The organism is Metallosphaera yellowstonensis MK1 (assembly GCF_000243315.1).
Lineage (GTDB): Archaea > Thermoproteota > Thermoprotei_A > Sulfolobales > Sulfolobaceae > Metallosphaera > Metallosphaera yellowstonensis.
In genome coordinates this window covers 32508-48394 of the sequence record NZ_JH597770.1, presented here as the reverse complement: position 1 = coordinate 48394, position 15887 = coordinate 32508, and the positions used below count along the sequence as shown (strand labels likewise).

At 49.8% G+C, this 15887-nt stretch carries 13 protein-coding genes and 1 pseudogene; 13 read left to right on the top strand and 1 reads right to left on the bottom strand.

Translation table 11 applies throughout. The annotated features are described in order from the left end of the window. Positions 1 to 74: 74 nt before the first annotated feature. From METMK1DRAFT_RS10910 to METMK1DRAFT_RS10855, 12 genes and pseudogenes are all read left to right on the top strand, one after another. Positions 75 to 1199 carry a hypothetical protein gene (locus METMK1DRAFT_RS10910; RefSeq protein ID WP_009074072.1) on the top strand — a complete coding sequence of 375 codons (1125 nt, stop codon included), beginning with the start codon at positions 75 to 77 and terminating at the stop codon, positions 1197 to 1199. A 79-nt stretch (positions 1200 to 1278) separates the two neighbouring features. Further along, positions 1279 to 5106 carry a protease pro-enzyme activation domain-containing protein gene (locus tag METMK1DRAFT_RS10905; RefSeq protein ID WP_009074070.1) on the top strand — a complete coding sequence of 1276 codons (3828 nt, stop codon included), beginning with the start codon at positions 1279 to 1281 and terminating at the stop codon, positions 5104 to 5106. Further along, the gene (locus METMK1DRAFT_RS10900) at positions 5103 to 7001 is read left to right on the top strand and encodes a peptide-N4-asparagine amidase (protein ID WP_009074068.1); all 1899 of its coding nucleotides are present in this window, start codon (positions 5103 to 5105) and stop codon (positions 6999 to 7001) included. Before METMK1DRAFT_RS10905 ends, METMK1DRAFT_RS10900 begins: the two co-directional genes overlap by 4 nt. 398 nt (positions 7002 to 7399) lie before the next feature. Continuing rightward, positions 7400 to 7579 (top strand): hypothetical protein, encoded by a 180-nt coding sequence (locus METMK1DRAFT_RS10895; protein ID WP_009074063.1) that lies wholly within the window; start codon positions 7400 to 7402, stop codon positions 7577 to 7579. Between the two features lie 467 nt (positions 7580 to 8046). After that, positions 8047 to 9146 (top strand): annotated as a pseudogene (locus METMK1DRAFT_RS10890) (transposase). Positions 9147 to 9541: 395 nt separating this feature from the next. Further along, positions 9542 to 10108 (top strand): GMP synthase subunit A, encoded by a 567-nt coding sequence (locus METMK1DRAFT_RS10885; protein ID WP_009074057.1) that lies wholly within the window; start codon positions 9542 to 9544, stop codon positions 10106 to 10108. A 24-nt stretch (positions 10109 to 10132) separates the two neighbouring features. After that, positions 10133 to 10588 carry a protein-tyrosine phosphatase family protein gene (locus METMK1DRAFT_RS10880; RefSeq protein ID WP_009074056.1) on the top strand — a complete coding sequence of 152 codons (456 nt, stop codon included), beginning with the start codon at positions 10133 to 10135 and terminating at the stop codon, positions 10586 to 10588. Next, entirely contained in the window at positions 10578 to 11174 is a 597-nt protein-coding gene (locus METMK1DRAFT_RS10875) for an endonuclease V (RefSeq protein WP_009074054.1), read from the top strand. The genes METMK1DRAFT_RS10880 and METMK1DRAFT_RS10875 overlap by 11 nt, the downstream gene beginning before the upstream one ends. Before the next feature lie 118 nt (positions 11175 to 11292). Beyond that, positions 11293 to 12564, top strand: coding sequence for a phytoene desaturase family protein (locus tag METMK1DRAFT_RS10870; RefSeq protein ID WP_009074052.1), 1272 nt, complete (start codon positions 11293 to 11295; stop codon positions 12562 to 12564). Beyond that, positions 12564 to 13055 (top strand): DUF2299 domain-containing protein, encoded by a 492-nt coding sequence (locus tag METMK1DRAFT_RS10865; protein ID WP_009074049.1) that lies wholly within the window; start codon positions 12564 to 12566, stop codon positions 13053 to 13055. Before METMK1DRAFT_RS10870 ends, METMK1DRAFT_RS10865 begins: the two co-directional genes overlap by 1 nt. 9 nt (positions 13056 to 13064) lie before the next feature. Next, the gene (locus METMK1DRAFT_RS10860; RefSeq protein WP_155812427.1) at positions 13065 to 13520 is read left to right on the top strand and encodes a DUF2299 domain-containing protein; all 456 of its coding nucleotides are present in this window, start codon (positions 13065 to 13067) and stop codon (positions 13518 to 13520) included. Positions 13521 to 13652: 132 nt separating this feature from the next. Continuing rightward, positions 13653 to 13898: a hypothetical protein gene (locus tag METMK1DRAFT_RS10855; protein WP_009074044.1), complete on the top strand. Its 246-nt coding sequence runs from the start codon at positions 13653 to 13655 to the stop codon at positions 13896 to 13898. Positions 13899 to 13957: 59 nt separating this feature from the next. On the opposite strand, the gene METMK1DRAFT_RS10850 is transcribed toward METMK1DRAFT_RS10855, so the two are convergent. After that, entirely contained in the window at positions 13958 to 14671 is a 714-nt protein-coding gene (locus METMK1DRAFT_RS10850) for a carotenoid biosynthesis protein (protein WP_009074042.1), read from the bottom strand. 209 nt (positions 14672 to 14880) lie between these two features. Here METMK1DRAFT_RS10850 and METMK1DRAFT_RS10845 point away from each other — a divergent pair, with 209 nt between their 5' ends. Continuing rightward, positions 14881 to 15738, top strand: a complete 858-nt coding sequence (locus METMK1DRAFT_RS10845; protein WP_009074040.1) for a metallophosphoesterase family protein — start codon at positions 14881 to 14883, stop codon at positions 15736 to 15738. Positions 15739 to 15887: the final 149 nt, after the last annotated feature.

The following is a 15887-nucleotide window of genomic DNA, read 5'->3' as shown; positions in this document are numbered from 1 at the left end:
TTTTCGTTTCGATTGTCCATGTCTAAATAAGTATTTTGCAAACGTTTATATTCGAGGGGAGGTCAATCACATTCATGAAATCGGCTACAGTAGTAGGCATAGTTGCCGTGGTCTTGATACTCTCCTCTGTGGTATATTTCATGGAAATCTCCACGGTTCATAATTCATCCCAAACTAATACCGTAAAGCCAATTGTAATCACGACACCTTCCTCCACACTGCTTCCCACAGTGGCACAGGCCGGTAGCGCTACTGGCCAGAACGGGTACGTTGTAGGAGCGTGGCTTGAGGTAAGTAATTTATCTGGGCTACTTCCCACGAACACCACTCCAGGTATGCTCGTCCAGAATTTGAGCAAGAACTTTGGAACGACCTATTTAGAAGTTCTCAGTAACAAGAACTCCACGGCGGTCTCTCTTCTCTCAACAGTAACTTCTCCCAACGCCACAGCTTACTTCAGAAAGCTTGCGTTGATCCTTGTGGCAGGTTACGACTTCAATGTGAACAAGTCTGGCGAGTTAGAGTACGTCTATGGTAATATATCGTCAACAGGATTGGCTTTGGGTTACGACGGAAAGTATCTGGTTGCAGACCTCGTCAAGGGTACTTCGAATCCAGCTCAGTCCGCTTTAAACCTCTTAATGATACAATATCAGGATGTACTGAATTCAAGGCCCCCAACTCCGTCCCCGACCTCTATCTTTCCTCAAGAACAGGGCATGAGAATGGTTAGCTGGGCCTATGTGAATTATACCGCACTCAGGGGGGTGAACTTGACCCAGTCCTTATATAACAACTTAGGGAAGCATGCTAATGATCTCAGGCACTATGCATCAGCTATGCATCAGCCCGCCATCAATTTGACCTTGGCTTATGTCGCTGTATACGCAAACTCCACCTCTCTCCTCTCAGTACAAGTCGCCGAATTCAACTCCAGTCAACAGGCTCAATCACAATATCAGAGCGCCTTAAACTTCTTCCAGTCATACGTTAACTACACAGGTCATAGTGCAATAGTCTCCACAGGCCAACTAGATGGCTCCACTTACTTCGTAGCCAACCCGAATCCGCTGAACAACAACACCTTGATACTCTACGCGGTGAGCGGAAACTATCTCGTCACTGAGTTGAATTTTGCCAAGGCGGCCAGCCAATCTCTACTGCTAAGTTACCTGGGCTCACTTCTACAATACTTATAAAAGGAGAGTTTCAATTCCACATTTTCTTTCCTTATATCTTTGGACAAGGTTAATATAAGGGACATGCAACCTTATTGTGATGAAAGTATCTCTTATCGTGATAGGTTTAGTAATAATGAGTTCAATCCCAGTCATTCAGTCGACAGCCTACGCTCAGTATTACGGTCCTCAGTTTCAGGGCATCAGTCAGGGATCACTACCTGAGAGTGCTGGGGTATGTATATCAGTGTTCATACCTCCCAAGGACATGAACTACCTTCTCCTCCTGGCCCAGGAGGTGGGCAATCATCAAATAAAACCACTGAACAGGACTCAATTGATATCCCTTTTTGGAAACGTGGAGGAGGAGGCTAACTTAGTTCATTACTTTAAGTCCAAGGGATTTCACGTAGTCTACCAGAGTCCTTTCTCACTGATGGTATTGGCTAACGCGTCTCTGGTGGAACAGGTATTCCAGACTAAACTAGGTCTATTCAACGATCAGGGGGAGATTTACTATAGGCCCCTGACTCCCCCAGTCGTTCCTCTCCAACTGGAGGGGGTGCTCATAGCCGGTCTCACTAACTTCACTCAAATCATGCCAGAAGACATAGTCCTGGGCCGTCTAGGGACTCAAGGACTAATTCCATCAACTTCTCCCACCAACTATTACGGGTTTCAGTTCTCTGCACTCTACTACACTCCCCAGGAATTACAGGGGGCCTACAACGTAACTCCCGCAGGTAAGAACGTCACGGTGGCGGTGATAGACGCCTACGGGGATCCAGAACTTGTTCAGGATCTCAAATCCTTCGATATACAGTTCCATCTTCCTCCCATCAACCTCACCATACTCCCTGTAGGAGCTTATCACCCCATCTTCGGAATCTTCTCTGGCTGGGATGCAGAGACCGCCCTCGACGTGGAGGCAGTCCACACCATGGCTCCCTACGCTCACGTGATAGCCGTTATAGCATCTAACCCAGGGGCAGCGTTGTTCAATGCGGTAGACCTCGTGGTATCAGAGGACTTAGCCCAGGTAGTGTCCATGAGTTGGGGGTTGCCCGAGAACGTAATAGGGGCCTCAGGATTTTATGCATACTTCCAAGGTATGAGTACACCGAATTACCCCTTCTTGGACTATTACTTTGCTCTAGGTGCAGCCGAAGGGATAACCTTCTTCGCCTCCTCTGGAGATACAGGTGCATATGACGGTACTACTACGACATACGGTGGAGTTAACTTTCCTGCTTCATCTCCCTTCGTAACTGCAGTTGGGGGAACGTCACTATACTTGAACGTCACAAAGGGCTCGTTAGAGAACAAGAACGCCAGTGCGAATTACGGGTTTGAAACTGCTTGGAGCGTTCTACCGCAGTACTTCTACCCCTCGGTATCCAGTGTCTCTTCTGGTGGGGGCATGAGTACGCTTTTCCCAGCACCATGGTATCAGATTAAGTACCTCCATGCGAACATGAGGGAACTACCTGACGTGGCCGCTGACGCAAACCCTTACACTGGGATGATAGTGTACGTTGAGGGGGTTCAGGAGGTCATAGGAGGTACATCCCTGGCCTCTCCCCTTTGGGCCGGAATGATAGCCGATGCTGAATCTGTCTTGGGGCATCCGTTAGGGTTGCTCAATCCCGCCCTATACTGGATCATGAACTCCTCACTTTACGATAAGGCCTTCCACCCCATATATCAGGGATTCAATGGACTATACAGTTCGAGGAATGGTTACAATATGGTCACAGGTCTCGGGTCACCGAACTACGGTTACCTCCTCGCCGCTTTCAAGGAATACGAGTCTCTAAACCAGCTGGAGGTATCGGTCTCCACATTTTCGTCAAACTCCACTTACCCTTGGTACCCATATAACGCCACAGTGAAAGTCGTAGCATACATTTCGTTAGAGAATGGTACTATAGTGGATCAAGGCAACTTCTCCGCATATATCTATACCACCTCAGGATTCTTGCGAACTGTCCCGCTGATCTTCAACGGGACTTATTGGAACGGAGAGTTCACGGTATCACCTGGCGATCCTGCCAACATTTGGAGCGTCATAGTCAATGGTACGTCCTCTGGCCTGGGTGGTGTGGGGCAGACTGACATAGATATAGGTGACTCCCTAGTCATAGTTCAACCTGTTCCCTTCCCCTTCTCCTTCCCTCTTCCTCTCAACGAACCGATTCCCATCCAGGTCCAACTGACCTCCGTAAACGGCACTCCCTTAAGTAACATGACCGTTAACGCTTACCTGATTAGGGACGGAAAGACGGTATTGAACCTGACTCTCTTACAGGTACCCCAGCAACCTGGTATCTATGAGAATCAGTTCTCACTCTTACCTGGAATGCCTCAGGGAACGTACCTACTTGTAGTGAACTCCTCTCTAGGTTCAGCGTACACATACCTCTACTTCGGCCCAGCGGTCTACGGAACCGTATACACTCCAGTGATTGACGGAATGCCTGGAGTTGCACCCGGACAGAACGTAACGTTCTTCTCAGCGACCATCAGTAGCTTCGGCCTGGGTCTCTTCTCATCAAATGTCACTGCCCTCGTGTATCATAACGGTACCTTAGTGGCGCAGGTTCCCCTAGTCCCTGCACCGGAGTCGATCCAGTATGGGGTGTTTTACCTCTTCGGACTAAAGGAGGCGAACTTCACCATCCCCAGCAATTTCACACAAGGTTTATATCAAGTGATCTATGAGGCCAGTGTAAACACATCAGTAGGCATAGAGGAAGGAAACTTCACCACCTGGTTCTACGTTCTCCCCTCTCAGCTACTCGTGTCCCTCAACGTGACTCCAGTGGTCTATGAAGGTCAACAGGTCAATGTGATGGCTAACATAAGGTATCCAAACGGTAGTGAGGTAACTCAGGGTAGTTTCACTCTCACCCTGATACCTTCAGGAACCGGATACGAGTCCCTCCTGGAGGAATTTAGTTTCGGCGTTCCTCTGCAGTACAACTCCTCCCTGAGGGAGTGGGTGGGCCACTTCCAGGTACCCTCGTACATCAACGGTAGTATGTTCAGGGGCAGTCAACCAGGGGTTATCTCTGGCCCATGGAAAGCCATAGTGGAGGGCACGTCTGCTCTGGGTTATCCAGCCTTCTATGTCACTGACCTCCAGGTCATGCCTCTGACTTTCCTGGGTAACGTGGTGTTAGAACAAGGAGACTCCGTCTATTCATCCCTGTACAACGGCTCTAGTTACTCCTTATACCAGGTTTACTCTCCGTTGATGACTGTAAAGGGGACGAACGTGAACCTATATGATTCCTCAGCTGGAACGCTCATATTAATAGACGCAAAGGCCTACGTCGTGGACTCCACACTCTCCAAGGTTATACTGGAGAACTCCACGTTGATCGTGGAGAGTTCCACGATCTCAGGAGAGGGTCCGGTCATAAATTCAGTCGGGTCTAACGTTACTCTCATCTCTACCGTAGTCAAGTCTAACAACTATGCCTTCAACGTCTCTGGTGGTGACGTCTTGCTCCAGGGAGCTACTATCACTGCCCCCAAGATAGCTATCTCGGTACCACAAATTCTCAACGTAACTTCTGTGGTAAAGCATAAGTTCGAAATCGTCAACGTAACAGTTACCCCAGGTTATACTCCAGTGGAGCTACTCCTGAACGGGATCCCACAGAACTTCACGTACTCAGAGGAGGCAGGTGTGTTGGAACTACACATCCCCTTCAATTCCAGTTCCCTCCCTTCGGGAATATACACGTATCAACTGACTCTCAAGAACGGTTTGACGTATAACCTGACCTTCCGGGTAGACAATTTATACGAGCAATTGAGCCTTCAGTCCCAAATCTTCAACCTAGAGGTTATCCTCATCTCGGTTGCATCAATCTTGGGAGCTCTCCTGGTTTACCTATTCTTCAGGGTGATGAGGAGATGACCAGGTTAACGTTAGCCTTGTTTATACTGTTCGTGTTATGTGCCTCTTCATTACCTTCACTGTCCCTTGCCTCCCCAATGTATCACCCTCGGTACTTCACCTTCAACGTCACCTCTGGCAACTTGGGAGTTGACCCGAGCTATTACTCCTTCGAGGCCTTCGGCTACCTTCCTCCCAACGAGACGCCGGTCGTGGTGAAGGTCGTACAGAACTTAGTCTTCAACGACACAGCATGGAAACCTTACTACATACACGTGACCATTCCCAAGGGTAATTATAGTTTCGTCCTGATGAACGTGAGTGTCAGGGAAGTCAACGGGACCCAGTTTGACAGACCTCTCTACATATTCGTGAACGGAGTACCTGTGTTTTGGGGATCCACCCAGGAGATATTAAATTCCACGGCCTCGGTAGACTTGACGCCTTTTGAGAACCTATTACAGGGTAACGTAACCTTCGAACCCGTGCTGGTCAACTTCTACGACGCGAAGGTGAACATAACTGGGCTCTACCTCTTGAACGTGACGTTGTTCATGTACCCAGGTCAGAAACCCTATGGGCTCCCCAACGGCTTTGTTCCATTGTTCGTCAATGGAACATTTCACTACAACTACTCCTACGTAATACTGAACCCGTCCAAGAGTTCTTACACGTCTCAGGTCTCGTTACCCAACGGAACCTTCAGGGTCTCCGCCCTACTCTATGAGGAGGGGGGAGGCTTGGATGAGTTCTGGTATTCCAACGAGCCTGCTACCAGGGACATCCTACTCTCCTATGACGGGCTGATAGCGGGCGTGGTTCCCCCATACGAGACCGTGTATACAGGTGGGATAGACTTGTTCTGGTGGAAACCCATGCCCAGCATAAATACGTTAGCCTTCCATACTCCCTATCAAGTGGACCTGACACCCTTCCTGGCCTTAGGAGACAAGGCCAATATCACCGTGTCTGTCACAAACCTCCAGACCGCTGAGCAGGTCAATCACTCTCCGGCGTTCTCCTGGGAAATCTCCGGAGTACTCCTGCTCTGGATAAATGAGTCCAATCCGCTCTTGGGAGGCCACCTCACCGTGGCCTACTCCAGGTTCCTGGACTCCTCCCCCATATTCAACGGAGGATTTTCGGGACTGCACTATCAGGAGAGCGGAAACTACCTGCTGAGGTACTCCTCCACCCTGATGTTCACCCACGGTGCCGAGACGGTCTACGTGGTTCAGCAGGGGAAGTTCTACGCATCGCAATCCTTCAATCCTATCTACCAGTTTGCCTATCTGGATGAGCAGTTCTCTGAGGTGGCTACTGAAACAGGGATGTACAACTCATCCCTAAAAATCACTGGGAATTACCCGGTCACTCTCCAAATATCGGCGTTCGCTACCCCAATAACTCCGACGAACGTCATCCCATTCAACCTGTCCTATGCACAAAACGGCTCCATAGAGCTAGGGGCCACGTACAGTTACACGTTTTCTATCAACGGCCACACCACTCAACAGTACCTGAACGAGAAAGTTAACGCCACTGGAGGGTTCTCTGGAGTCATAGAGGTCATCAACACCTACGGCGGAGCGGTATTGGTAAAGCTCCTCAGTAACAACGCCATAACCAGCAAGACCTTACAGGCTCAGTACCTGATAGACGGAGTAGGGTATAGGGAGGTTTTCCTTGCCGTAGCCAAACAGAACAGGACGGTCAACTCCACAGGTTACTATCTTAAGATCGAGAGAGCCTTTAGCCCCATGGACTTCAAAGTTGATCATCAGGAGGCATATCCTCAAAGTACTCAGGAGGTATCTCTTCCTTCTCCTCGTCTCTACTATCTCTGGCCTTTCTGGACTCGAAGTTTTTCCTATTCTTCTCTTCGATTTGAATATATTCTTTTGCTGTCTCGTTGAGAACGTAGCTCAGCCTCTGGTAGAGTAGCGCCGCTTCAGCGGTGGTGAGTTGGAATCCAATCCTATTTTTTCCATCGTCTATGACTAGGAGCAGCCTGGCCTCTTGAGGAAAACCTTTCTCGTTTAGATTAGGAGAATCCATGAGCAACTCTAAGGTCTTCGGTTTCCCCTCCTTATTGAAACGTGGAATCCTTAGGACCCTCTTCATGATCATCTATTAACTATGTCAATGAGTTTTATAAACACAGGGGGTTTTTAGTGACCCTTTCCGATTTCACATGGTCTCTTGCCTGTCGGTTCCACTCGAATAACCGATCCCTTAGACTGGGGCTGAATCCTTTTTCCCGTTAATAGAAATCTTTTTATATCTGTTTATAACGAATTTTCGTTGATAAATAATGATCTCTCACACCGATGTGGGCTATGCCCAAAAGGGTGGGAGGGATTGCAGAGATGTGAGCCCCGTGCCGTTGGGCTCAAAGGAGTCCCATGACCCACCTACCGTAAGTAGGTGGTTGAGGGCTAAGTCCCTGCACTCGATCATGAATGAACATAAAATGATTGAAATGAAAGTGTAGGGACAAACGGTCACGAGGTGATCTCGTGAAGATTGAGCGTTTTGTCCCGTCCTTTGAGGTCAAAGGCGACTTACGACCTCGTTTCTAATAGATTAACTCACCTCTAAGGTGTTAAACTCGGTCTCGTGGAGCATTATCTCCTTAAACTCAAAGCATTTAACTTGTACTTTCAGAGGGTACACAAGTTGCGTTTGATCAGGCCCGGTTTAACTTGATGACAACTTGCCCGGCTGAGGCGTGATGAGGAGGGTAATATGCTGAACTTTCAGCTTACCCGTTGAGAGGCCAGTTCATCACAGGTCATCGGAGAACTACCGCAGACATTCAGGTCACATGAAAGTCATAGACGGGGTAAACGTCACCGAGACTCACGGGCAGCAGTTATGGGAATCTTAGGGAGGTAATACCAAGAAGTTGGTATTAACGAGAAGTTTTTAATTTTTCGACGTCTTCCTGCTGAAAAGATGCTGAACGGAAAAGGACAAATCGAGTTGGCTAGGGAGAGGCTGGTCAAGGCGGTCAACCAGGTTCTGGGCGTGGTCAGGAGGAAGGGGAGGAGCAGGAAGGTCGGGTTGGCGCTAGTCCTCATGGTCCTGGTGGGTGGGAGGGCCAGCGTGAGGAACGGGGCCGAGACGTTCGGGTTGGACTACGCAAACCTGCTGGAGGCGTTGGGAGAACTCCACGACGCGTGGAGGGACTACCTGGAGGTCCTGTCGGGGCTGGTGAAGGGTCAGGTGGCCGTCATCATAGACGACACCGTGGACCACAAGGAGTACTCCAGGGGGAAGGACGTGAGCCCCCACGGGAACTACTGGATCTACTGTCACGCCCACGGGAGGTTCGAGAGGGGCGTGCAGCTCCTCACGGTCGCCATAGTGGACCTCTCCACGGGCAGGACGTTCATGGTGGGGGCCTTCCCCTACGCCGTGAGGAAGATGTTGGACTTGGGGATGGTCAACGAGTTCAAGACCAAGATCGACTTGGCCAGGGAGATGTTGGACGTGCTCAAGGAGCGCTTCCGCGTGTCCAGGGTCGTCTTCGACTCGTGGTACTGGTCCGAGAAGCTCGTGACGGACAACGTGGTGTCTGAGCTCAAGTCCAACCGAGCCCAGGGTCGAGTCGGTCCAGGGGACCCTCGAGGAGGTGGAGGGACACCTCCGAGTGGGAGACCTACCCCCCGGAGTCTACTACGCCGACCTGACCCTGGGAGGCCGAGCGATTACGGTAAAGTTGCTAGTCCGGAAATATAAACGTGACTCCGGGACACAGGCCAGGTACCTCTACACGACCGACCTCTCGCTCAGCGAGGAGGAGATCGAGGAGGCCTGGAGGATGAGGTGGGAGATCGAGGAGCTCCACAGGGACGTCAAGGCCTTGGGACTGGAGGAGTCCTCGTTCTGGAGGAGGGAGAGGCTCCAGGGCTACCTCACGATCTTCACCATCATGACCAACGTCGTCAGGGAGCTGGTGGGGGCTCTTAACCTGAGGAGCGTGGAGGCGTTCCTCAGGTTCGTTGAACGTCATTTAGGCGGACCGCCGGCTGATGAAAATCTTTAAGTTACGTTAAAGTCCCATAACTGCTGTCACGGGTTAAAGTGAGGGTAGGTGAAGTGATCCTCTGTCCCATCGATTGCTCTCTGGGAGATGTAGACCCAGTTCCCTTGATCGGACGCGAGCCTTCAGGGATCTAGTGTTGCAGTTATTAGATTTCCCTTGAAAACAGTGCAATATTTAAGGGAAAGTCCCATAACTGCTGAAAAATTTTCGCGATATAAGGGCTAGAAATGTTGAATCACACCAAATGAAGTAAACTCCACGGGGTTTGGGCTTCATAGGATTTCATAATATTTAATATCAATCCTCAGCCCCTGGGCTTCACCGGAGTCACGGGGAAACCCGTTCACACCCCTCCGCCCCTTGGAGAAGGGTCACTGTTAAATATCTATTAGAGCAGTTGAACTTGTGAGAGTGGGTCTGCTATATTACGGCGGTCAGTACAACCACCTGATACTAAAAAACGTCAAGTACCTAGGGGCAGAGATAGAGGTCGTCAGTCCGTCCAGGACGGTAGATGAGGTGAAGGGCTATGATTGTCTCATTTTCAGCGGAGGCCCTCAGTCTGTAGTGGAGGAGTTACACAAGATGGGCAACTCTCCCCAGTTCGTCAGGGAAGTACAGGTACCCAAGTTGGGGATCTGTCTCGGGCACCAACTAATAGCTCACGTGTTGGGAGGGGTGGTAGGGAGGGCCAAGACCCCAGAGTTCGGACTCGTAACCGTTGAAGTGGAGGACAACGACACGATACTTCAAGGCCTCCCCAAGAAGTTCAGGGCCTGGGAGAGCCATAACGACGAGGTTTTGACCCCACCTCCCGGTTTCAGGGTCATCGCCAGTAGTGAGACCACGAGGATTCAATCCATGGTGAACGAAGGATCTTCAATCTATACAGTTCAATTTCATCCAGAGGTTAAGCACACCGAGGACGGGATTAAAGTATTAAGCAACTTCCTCCAAATCTGTAGGAAGTGAAGAACAGCGGATCAGCTGATCTCGATGTACTGGGTGAGGAAAGATAGGATAGGCGGATCCCAGATCCCCTCAAACCTCGAAGACGTGAGGGACTGGAAGAGGAGAGGGGTGAAAAAGGTTCTAGTACTGGCAGAGGAGTGGGAGATAGAGGAAGTGTGGGGTAGCGTTGACTACTACTTCCAATTACTTAGGGAGGAAGGATTTAGGGTCTTACACCTCCCTACCCCTGATGGTTATCCTCCAACTCTAGAGGATTTCGGTAGAGCTTTACGTTGGTTGGACGAGGGTTCTAACGTAGTTCATTGTGTGGCAGGTAAGGGGAGGACTGGTACAGTGATCGCTGGGTACTTGTTGGTGAAGGAAGGTCTTAACCCAGAGGAGGCGGTTGAGGAGGTTAGAAGATATAGGCCCAACGCCGTAGACAGCGTGCAACAACTTCTCTTCCTCTACAAGTTGAGGGAACTAAACCTTGGAAAGTGATTTCCTCATCCCGTTCCTCAAGAGGATTCAAGTTTTGATTTCAGAGCAAGTTAGGTTGTCTCACCTGGGGTTGGAAAACGTGAGAACCACCTGTGGGGCAGACGTTGCTTATAGAGGGGACGTCGGTGTCGCCGTGGTAGTTTGTAAGGGGGACGAGGAAAGGGTTAGTACCGTGAAGGGTAAGGTAGGGTTCCCCTACATACCTGGATACCTGTTCATGAGGGAGGCCCCAATCATAATGAAGGCATTGGAGGGTGTAAGGTTTGACCTTCTTTTAGTTGACGGACATGGCTTAGCTCACCCCAGGAGGAGCGGAATAGCGACAGTCATGGGGGTTCTCCTCAAGGTGCCCACCATAGGGATAGCTAAGTCAAGGCTAGCTGGGGAGGTGGTGAAGGAGGGAGATAGAGAATATCTGTTACTCCAGGGTGAGAGAGTAGGTGTGAAGGTTGGGAGATATTACTATAGCCCCGGTAACTTGGTGGATCTGGACGACGTCTTGGAATTATCAGGGAAGGGCTATCCCGAAGTTTTGCGTGAGGCAGATAGGTTATCGAAGAAGTTAGCCAAGGAGTCCGATGAATAAGCCACGACACTAGCTTCTCCTCAAGGGAGGTTAAGTTAGTGAAGTAGTGGCTTATTAATTAGACCCATAATTGGGACAGCGGGGAAGCAATATTACTGAAGAGGTGTAGATACGGGCTATGCGGGCTGTTGTCATAGGCTCCGGTCACAACGGACTTTTGGCGAGTTACTACTTGAGAAAGTTGGGTCTCGAGGTAATACTCCTTGAGGCATCCCACAGAGTCGGGGGGATGACTGAGAGTTACACTGTGGGTAGGGCATTGGTTAGTAGAGCGTCGTACGTTCTGGGCCTAATGCCCCGACAGTTCATTGAGGAGTTCGATATACCTGTCATCCAGAACGACCCTTATCAAGTCATAGAGTACGAAGGGAAGCTCATTCCATTCCATAGAGATAAGGAGAGGAGGTTAAACGTGTTGGGGAAATACTTCCCTGATTTTGAGGAGTTCGAGAGAAGGGTTTGCCTAATGAAGGAGATCATGTCACTCTTCCATTTCGATGTAAATCCTCCCTCCAGGGAGAAGGTGTTAGAAGTCGCCGAGAGATACGGAGTCCCTGAGATCGTTAGGGATACGTCCAGGAGCTTCCTCTCTAAATACCTGCCTCAAGAAGTTCACAGATACTTCATCTATCCAGCCATGGAGGAATCGCCAGCCTACATGGTAGCATATTTCTACTCTCAGTGGTCGCACGTTAGGGGAGGAATGGGGAGGGTGAGTGAAGCTATAGCCTCCAAGGCCAGGTCAGCTGGAGTTCTACTCTTCACCGGCACCAAGGTGGAGGAGATAATTACGTCCAACGGGAGAGTGAAGGGAGTGAGATACCAGGACAAGGTGGTGAAGGCAGACATCGTGGTGTCGGCCATAAGTCCTGTGGCTACGTTCTCCATGACGCCAGAGCTGGCCGACGTCAAGCTGGACGTAGGCAAGTCCAGTTGGGCAAAGCACAACGTGATATTCAAGGATATGCCTAGGGTTCCTGAGGCATTGAGGCCTCACTTAGGTGGTATTATTGACTTACAGTCTGGAGAAGTGGTCATGCCTTCCGCTGTGGATCCCACTAGAGGTGCCCACGTCCTGGAGTTCATGGGAGATCCTGAGGAGATACTACAGATCTTCAAGGGGGAAGTGATATTCCATGAGGAGCTCACTCCAAGTTTTGCTGAGAGATACTATCATCTACCTGGGGGAAATCTCAACCATTTGCCCATGAGAATGCCTTACCTCTTCGACGGTAGGCCAGTGAAGGGTTGGGGTTACAGGACACCTCTTAAGGGTCTCTACATCACTGGTGCGGGAACTTTTCCTGGCGGTCAGGTGACAGGGATACCTGGATTCAATGTAGTTACTGCCGTAAAGGAGGATTTACAACGAGGAGGGTTTTTTACCTAGTGAGGATAGACTTCCCCATGGAGGAAAAGGTAAGAGAAATATTTACAAACCTTAAGATGTCCGTTTCGGTCCCGCCGCAGGCTAGGGAGTTCTTTCACATCACAGTCACTCCACCTCAGGGGGGTCCAATCCTTGACGTGATAAGGCCTACAAACCAGACTCCATTCTACATTCTGGGTATGGGTATAGGGATACATCAATATCATCAAGACAGTTTGAGGAGGATGGACACTGCCTCAAGGAAGGAGTTCGTGGATTCCATAAAGTATTATCTACTAGAGATGGGAGTTGACGTGGCCTTCCTTCCACCGAACCAGGATATACCTCAACTCATACACGTGAGTAAGCTGGTATTCATGGACGGTCTCACTCCTAACGTCCTCTTAGACGTATACTATACGGTGAGGAATGCAGGGACGTACGTGATCATGAGATTCGTTGACGAGTTTGGAGCAACTCTTGGAAGGGTAGCTGACACCAAGTACATCTGAGGGATCATCGTGGATACAGTGTCCATATTCAAAGCACTGGGCTTGAACGTGACAGAAGCGAAAAGTAGCGAATATTTGCACTTAACGGTCTCTCCTCCTCAAGGCGGTCCAACCCTTGATGTGGTTAAACCTGAGAGAGACTCCAAGTTTTACGTACTCGGAATGGCAATTTCAGTTCACCAGTTTCATCAACAACAATTGAGATTTCTCAAGGAAGAGGACAGGAGGAGATTCCTCTCCAAGCTCCGGTATGCTCTCCTGAAGATGGGAGTTGACATGGCCTTCACTCCTCCCAACGAGGAGATACCTCAGGTTATATTCGTCTCCAGGGTAGTCTATGAGGAGGAGTCAACGCCTAACGATTTACTTCACGCCATGTATAAGGTAAGGAATGCGGGGACGATAGCGATCTTCATGTTCGCGGACAGGTTCGGAACACCCCAGTTGGGTAGCACTTTCATGTGACAAAAAGGATGACAAGCCTCGCCCCTGGAAGGGGCGAGATAAAGTTTTTGAAAGCGGAAACCCATTCCACCTTGAGATGCCTTCCTCTGGTAAACTCCCTGGAGATGAGGGGCGGGGGCCGATTCCCCCGCGATGCCAGAGGATGGCGTCTACGACGTCGAGTGTAAGAACACGAGGACGAACGTCGTAAGTCTCCTCCCCAACGGCGTCGAGGTCGAGAGACGGCCGAGGGATGTAGTTCACTGTCCATTAGGACATAAGCTTCATTCAGACCTGAACGGTGCCCTGAACATACTCAGGAAGGCCGCAAACTTAGTGGTTTCAACGGTGAGGAAACCTCTCTCCTTCCTGGTGGAACACAACCGAGTAGCACCGTAAAGTGGTGTAACCCTTAACTCGGAGAAACCTCGCCCTCAGGGCGGGAGGAGGTCAGTCCACTACGTAAGCTTCCCTGTACGCCCCCTTATGAAGAACAGGGAGAGAGTAGTGCAGGTTGTGAGGATAACCGATATCAGCCCAGGGTACACTAAACCTGCGAAGAGATCCTGCAACGCCAAGAGGACGACGAGACTGGAGTAAAATAGTATTGCACTCACATTTACTGTTAATCTCCCTGTCCCTTTCCAGGATAAGAAGATCAGTAAAGACACTATGTACCATCCAACGAAGTTGGAGAGAGGTACCCCGAAGTACTGTCCTGGTGTGATCCAGTGCCAATCGAACCTGGAGAACAGAGGATCCACCGTGATGTCGATTAGTACCATGAGCCATGACGAGATGAAGGCTTGCTCGACCGCGATAAAGGAGAAGTAACATAAGGTAGCCCAAAGGAGAGGGATGAGAACAGGGACTCCCAATACTTGAGGCCCGGCATTGGGTGTATAATAGTACCTCCCGAAGGGGAAGCCTGTGTGTACTCCCAGGAATTCAAACAGGAAGCCTAACCCACCTCCCGAGGCCAGAAACTTCAGGGCCTTAACCCCGAACGATAAGGTCGAGTGAAAGAGATAAACCATGATGAGAACCAACACCGGTATCCCGTCACTGAATGGAGGCAAAGGGTTTAATTGAGGAATCGTAGCTAAAAATAGGTAGACGAGATATAGGTACGCCGTTATCCATTTTAGTTCGAGACCCCTCAATTCCCTCATTGAATTTCCTGAATCCATGATTAAAATAGATTTGTTTTGGTTATCTGTATTGATGGGTTGAAGGTCAAAGTAGCGAAAACTTCATCATTTATAAGGAATGGAGATTGAACGATGGAAAGTACCGGTCATTGTAGAGCTCAGAAGTTTTACTAAACTATCGTTAAAATTGTATAGAAAGTATTATTTACTCTTTCCATACTCAACATACTGTGGCCAGAGAAATCAGGATTGCCTTCATCACTGACCTTCATGGAATTAAAACCGTATTTAAGAAGGCAATCCAGAAGGTGAGATCCATTGAACCGGATTTCTTGATAATAGGGGGAGACCTCCTGGGGAGACCCTTACTTCTCGACAAGGTAGGGGACTCCTATTACTTTAAGGGCGAGGAAGTGGATCCCACAGAACTACTGGGTCTCTCGAGTGAAATGGGCTTTTACATAGGCGTTAAGGGGAGGGACGATGAATTGGAATTGCTGAGAAGGGAGGGAGAAAAGCAGTTGAACGAGTGGTTGGAGGAGAGTAAGGGGCTCAATTGCTACTGGTCTGTGGGCCACTCCGACCCTCCCTTCGTGGAGGACTTCTTCACTCAAAGGGGTATGACCCCGCAGGGGAACGTGATCATGACTTCTAATTACGTAAGTGGGATGACCTTGGTTAGCTTAGGCCTGACCAATAACTTCACCCCCGAGGATGGTAAGAACTACAGGGAAGCACCTGACTACCTGATATACAATAAGGGGAAGGAGCTGTTGGAGAAAGCTGAACCCCCCGTTGTGATAAACTTTCATGTTCCGCCACTTGACACTAACCTAGATAAGTTCAACAAGAGGCACGTGGGTTCCAAGGCGGTTAGAGATCTCCTGAGGGAGTTCAAACCCGTGCTATCACTACACGGGCACGTCCATGGCTCCGCTGCAGTTGATGTAGTAGGGGGAGTGACAGCCGTGAATGCAAGCCCGTCAGAGGACATGAAGTTCAAGTTAGCCCTCATAACCATATCAAGGGAAGTCAAGGGTATAGTCCCAATCTTCAAGGTAAACGATGTTAAGTTCCTGAAGATATGACCGGACCTGAAGTTTGCGGTCGTCTCAGCTCTCCCGAGCTTTTAGCCATATGATCGTATCAGCGCAATGTCTGGATGTGACCGTAACCCTGAAGGGCGTCGGTGTTCCCTAGCTGAAGGACATCCTCGCTCGAAGCTATCAGGAGGAGA

What these genes read in the sequence shown, in the direction of transcription:
- METMK1DRAFT_RS10910 (WP_009074072.1), top strand. Translation starts at nt 75, where the DNA reads ATGAAATCGGCTACAGTAGTAGGCATAGTTGCCGTGGTCTTGATACTC.
- METMK1DRAFT_RS10905 (WP_009074070.1), top strand. Translation starts at nt 1,279, where the DNA reads ATGAAAGTATCTCTTATCGTGATAGGTTTAGTAATAATGAGTTCAATC.
- METMK1DRAFT_RS10900 (WP_009074068.1), top strand. Translation starts at nt 5,103, where the DNA reads ATGACCAGGTTAACGTTAGCCTTGTTTATACTGTTCGTGTTATGTGCC.
- METMK1DRAFT_RS10895 (WP_009074063.1), top strand. Translation starts at nt 7,400, where the DNA reads ATGATCTCTCACACCGATGTGGGCTATGCCCAAAAGGGTGGGAGGGAT.
- METMK1DRAFT_RS10880 (WP_009074056.1), top strand. Translation starts at nt 10,133, where the DNA reads ATGTACTGGGTGAGGAAAGATAGGATAGGCGGATCCCAGATCCCCTCA.
- METMK1DRAFT_RS10870 (WP_009074052.1), top strand. Translation starts at nt 11,293, where the DNA reads ATGCGGGCTGTTGTCATAGGCTCCGGTCACAACGGACTTTTGGCGAGT.
- METMK1DRAFT_RS10855 (WP_009074044.1), top strand. Translation starts at nt 13,653, where the DNA reads ATGCCAGAGGATGGCGTCTACGACGTCGAGTGTAAGAACACGAGGACG.
- METMK1DRAFT_RS10850 (WP_009074042.1), bottom strand. Translation starts at nt 14,671, where the DNA reads ATGAGGGAATTGAGGGGTCTCGAACTAAAATGGATAACGGCGTACCTA.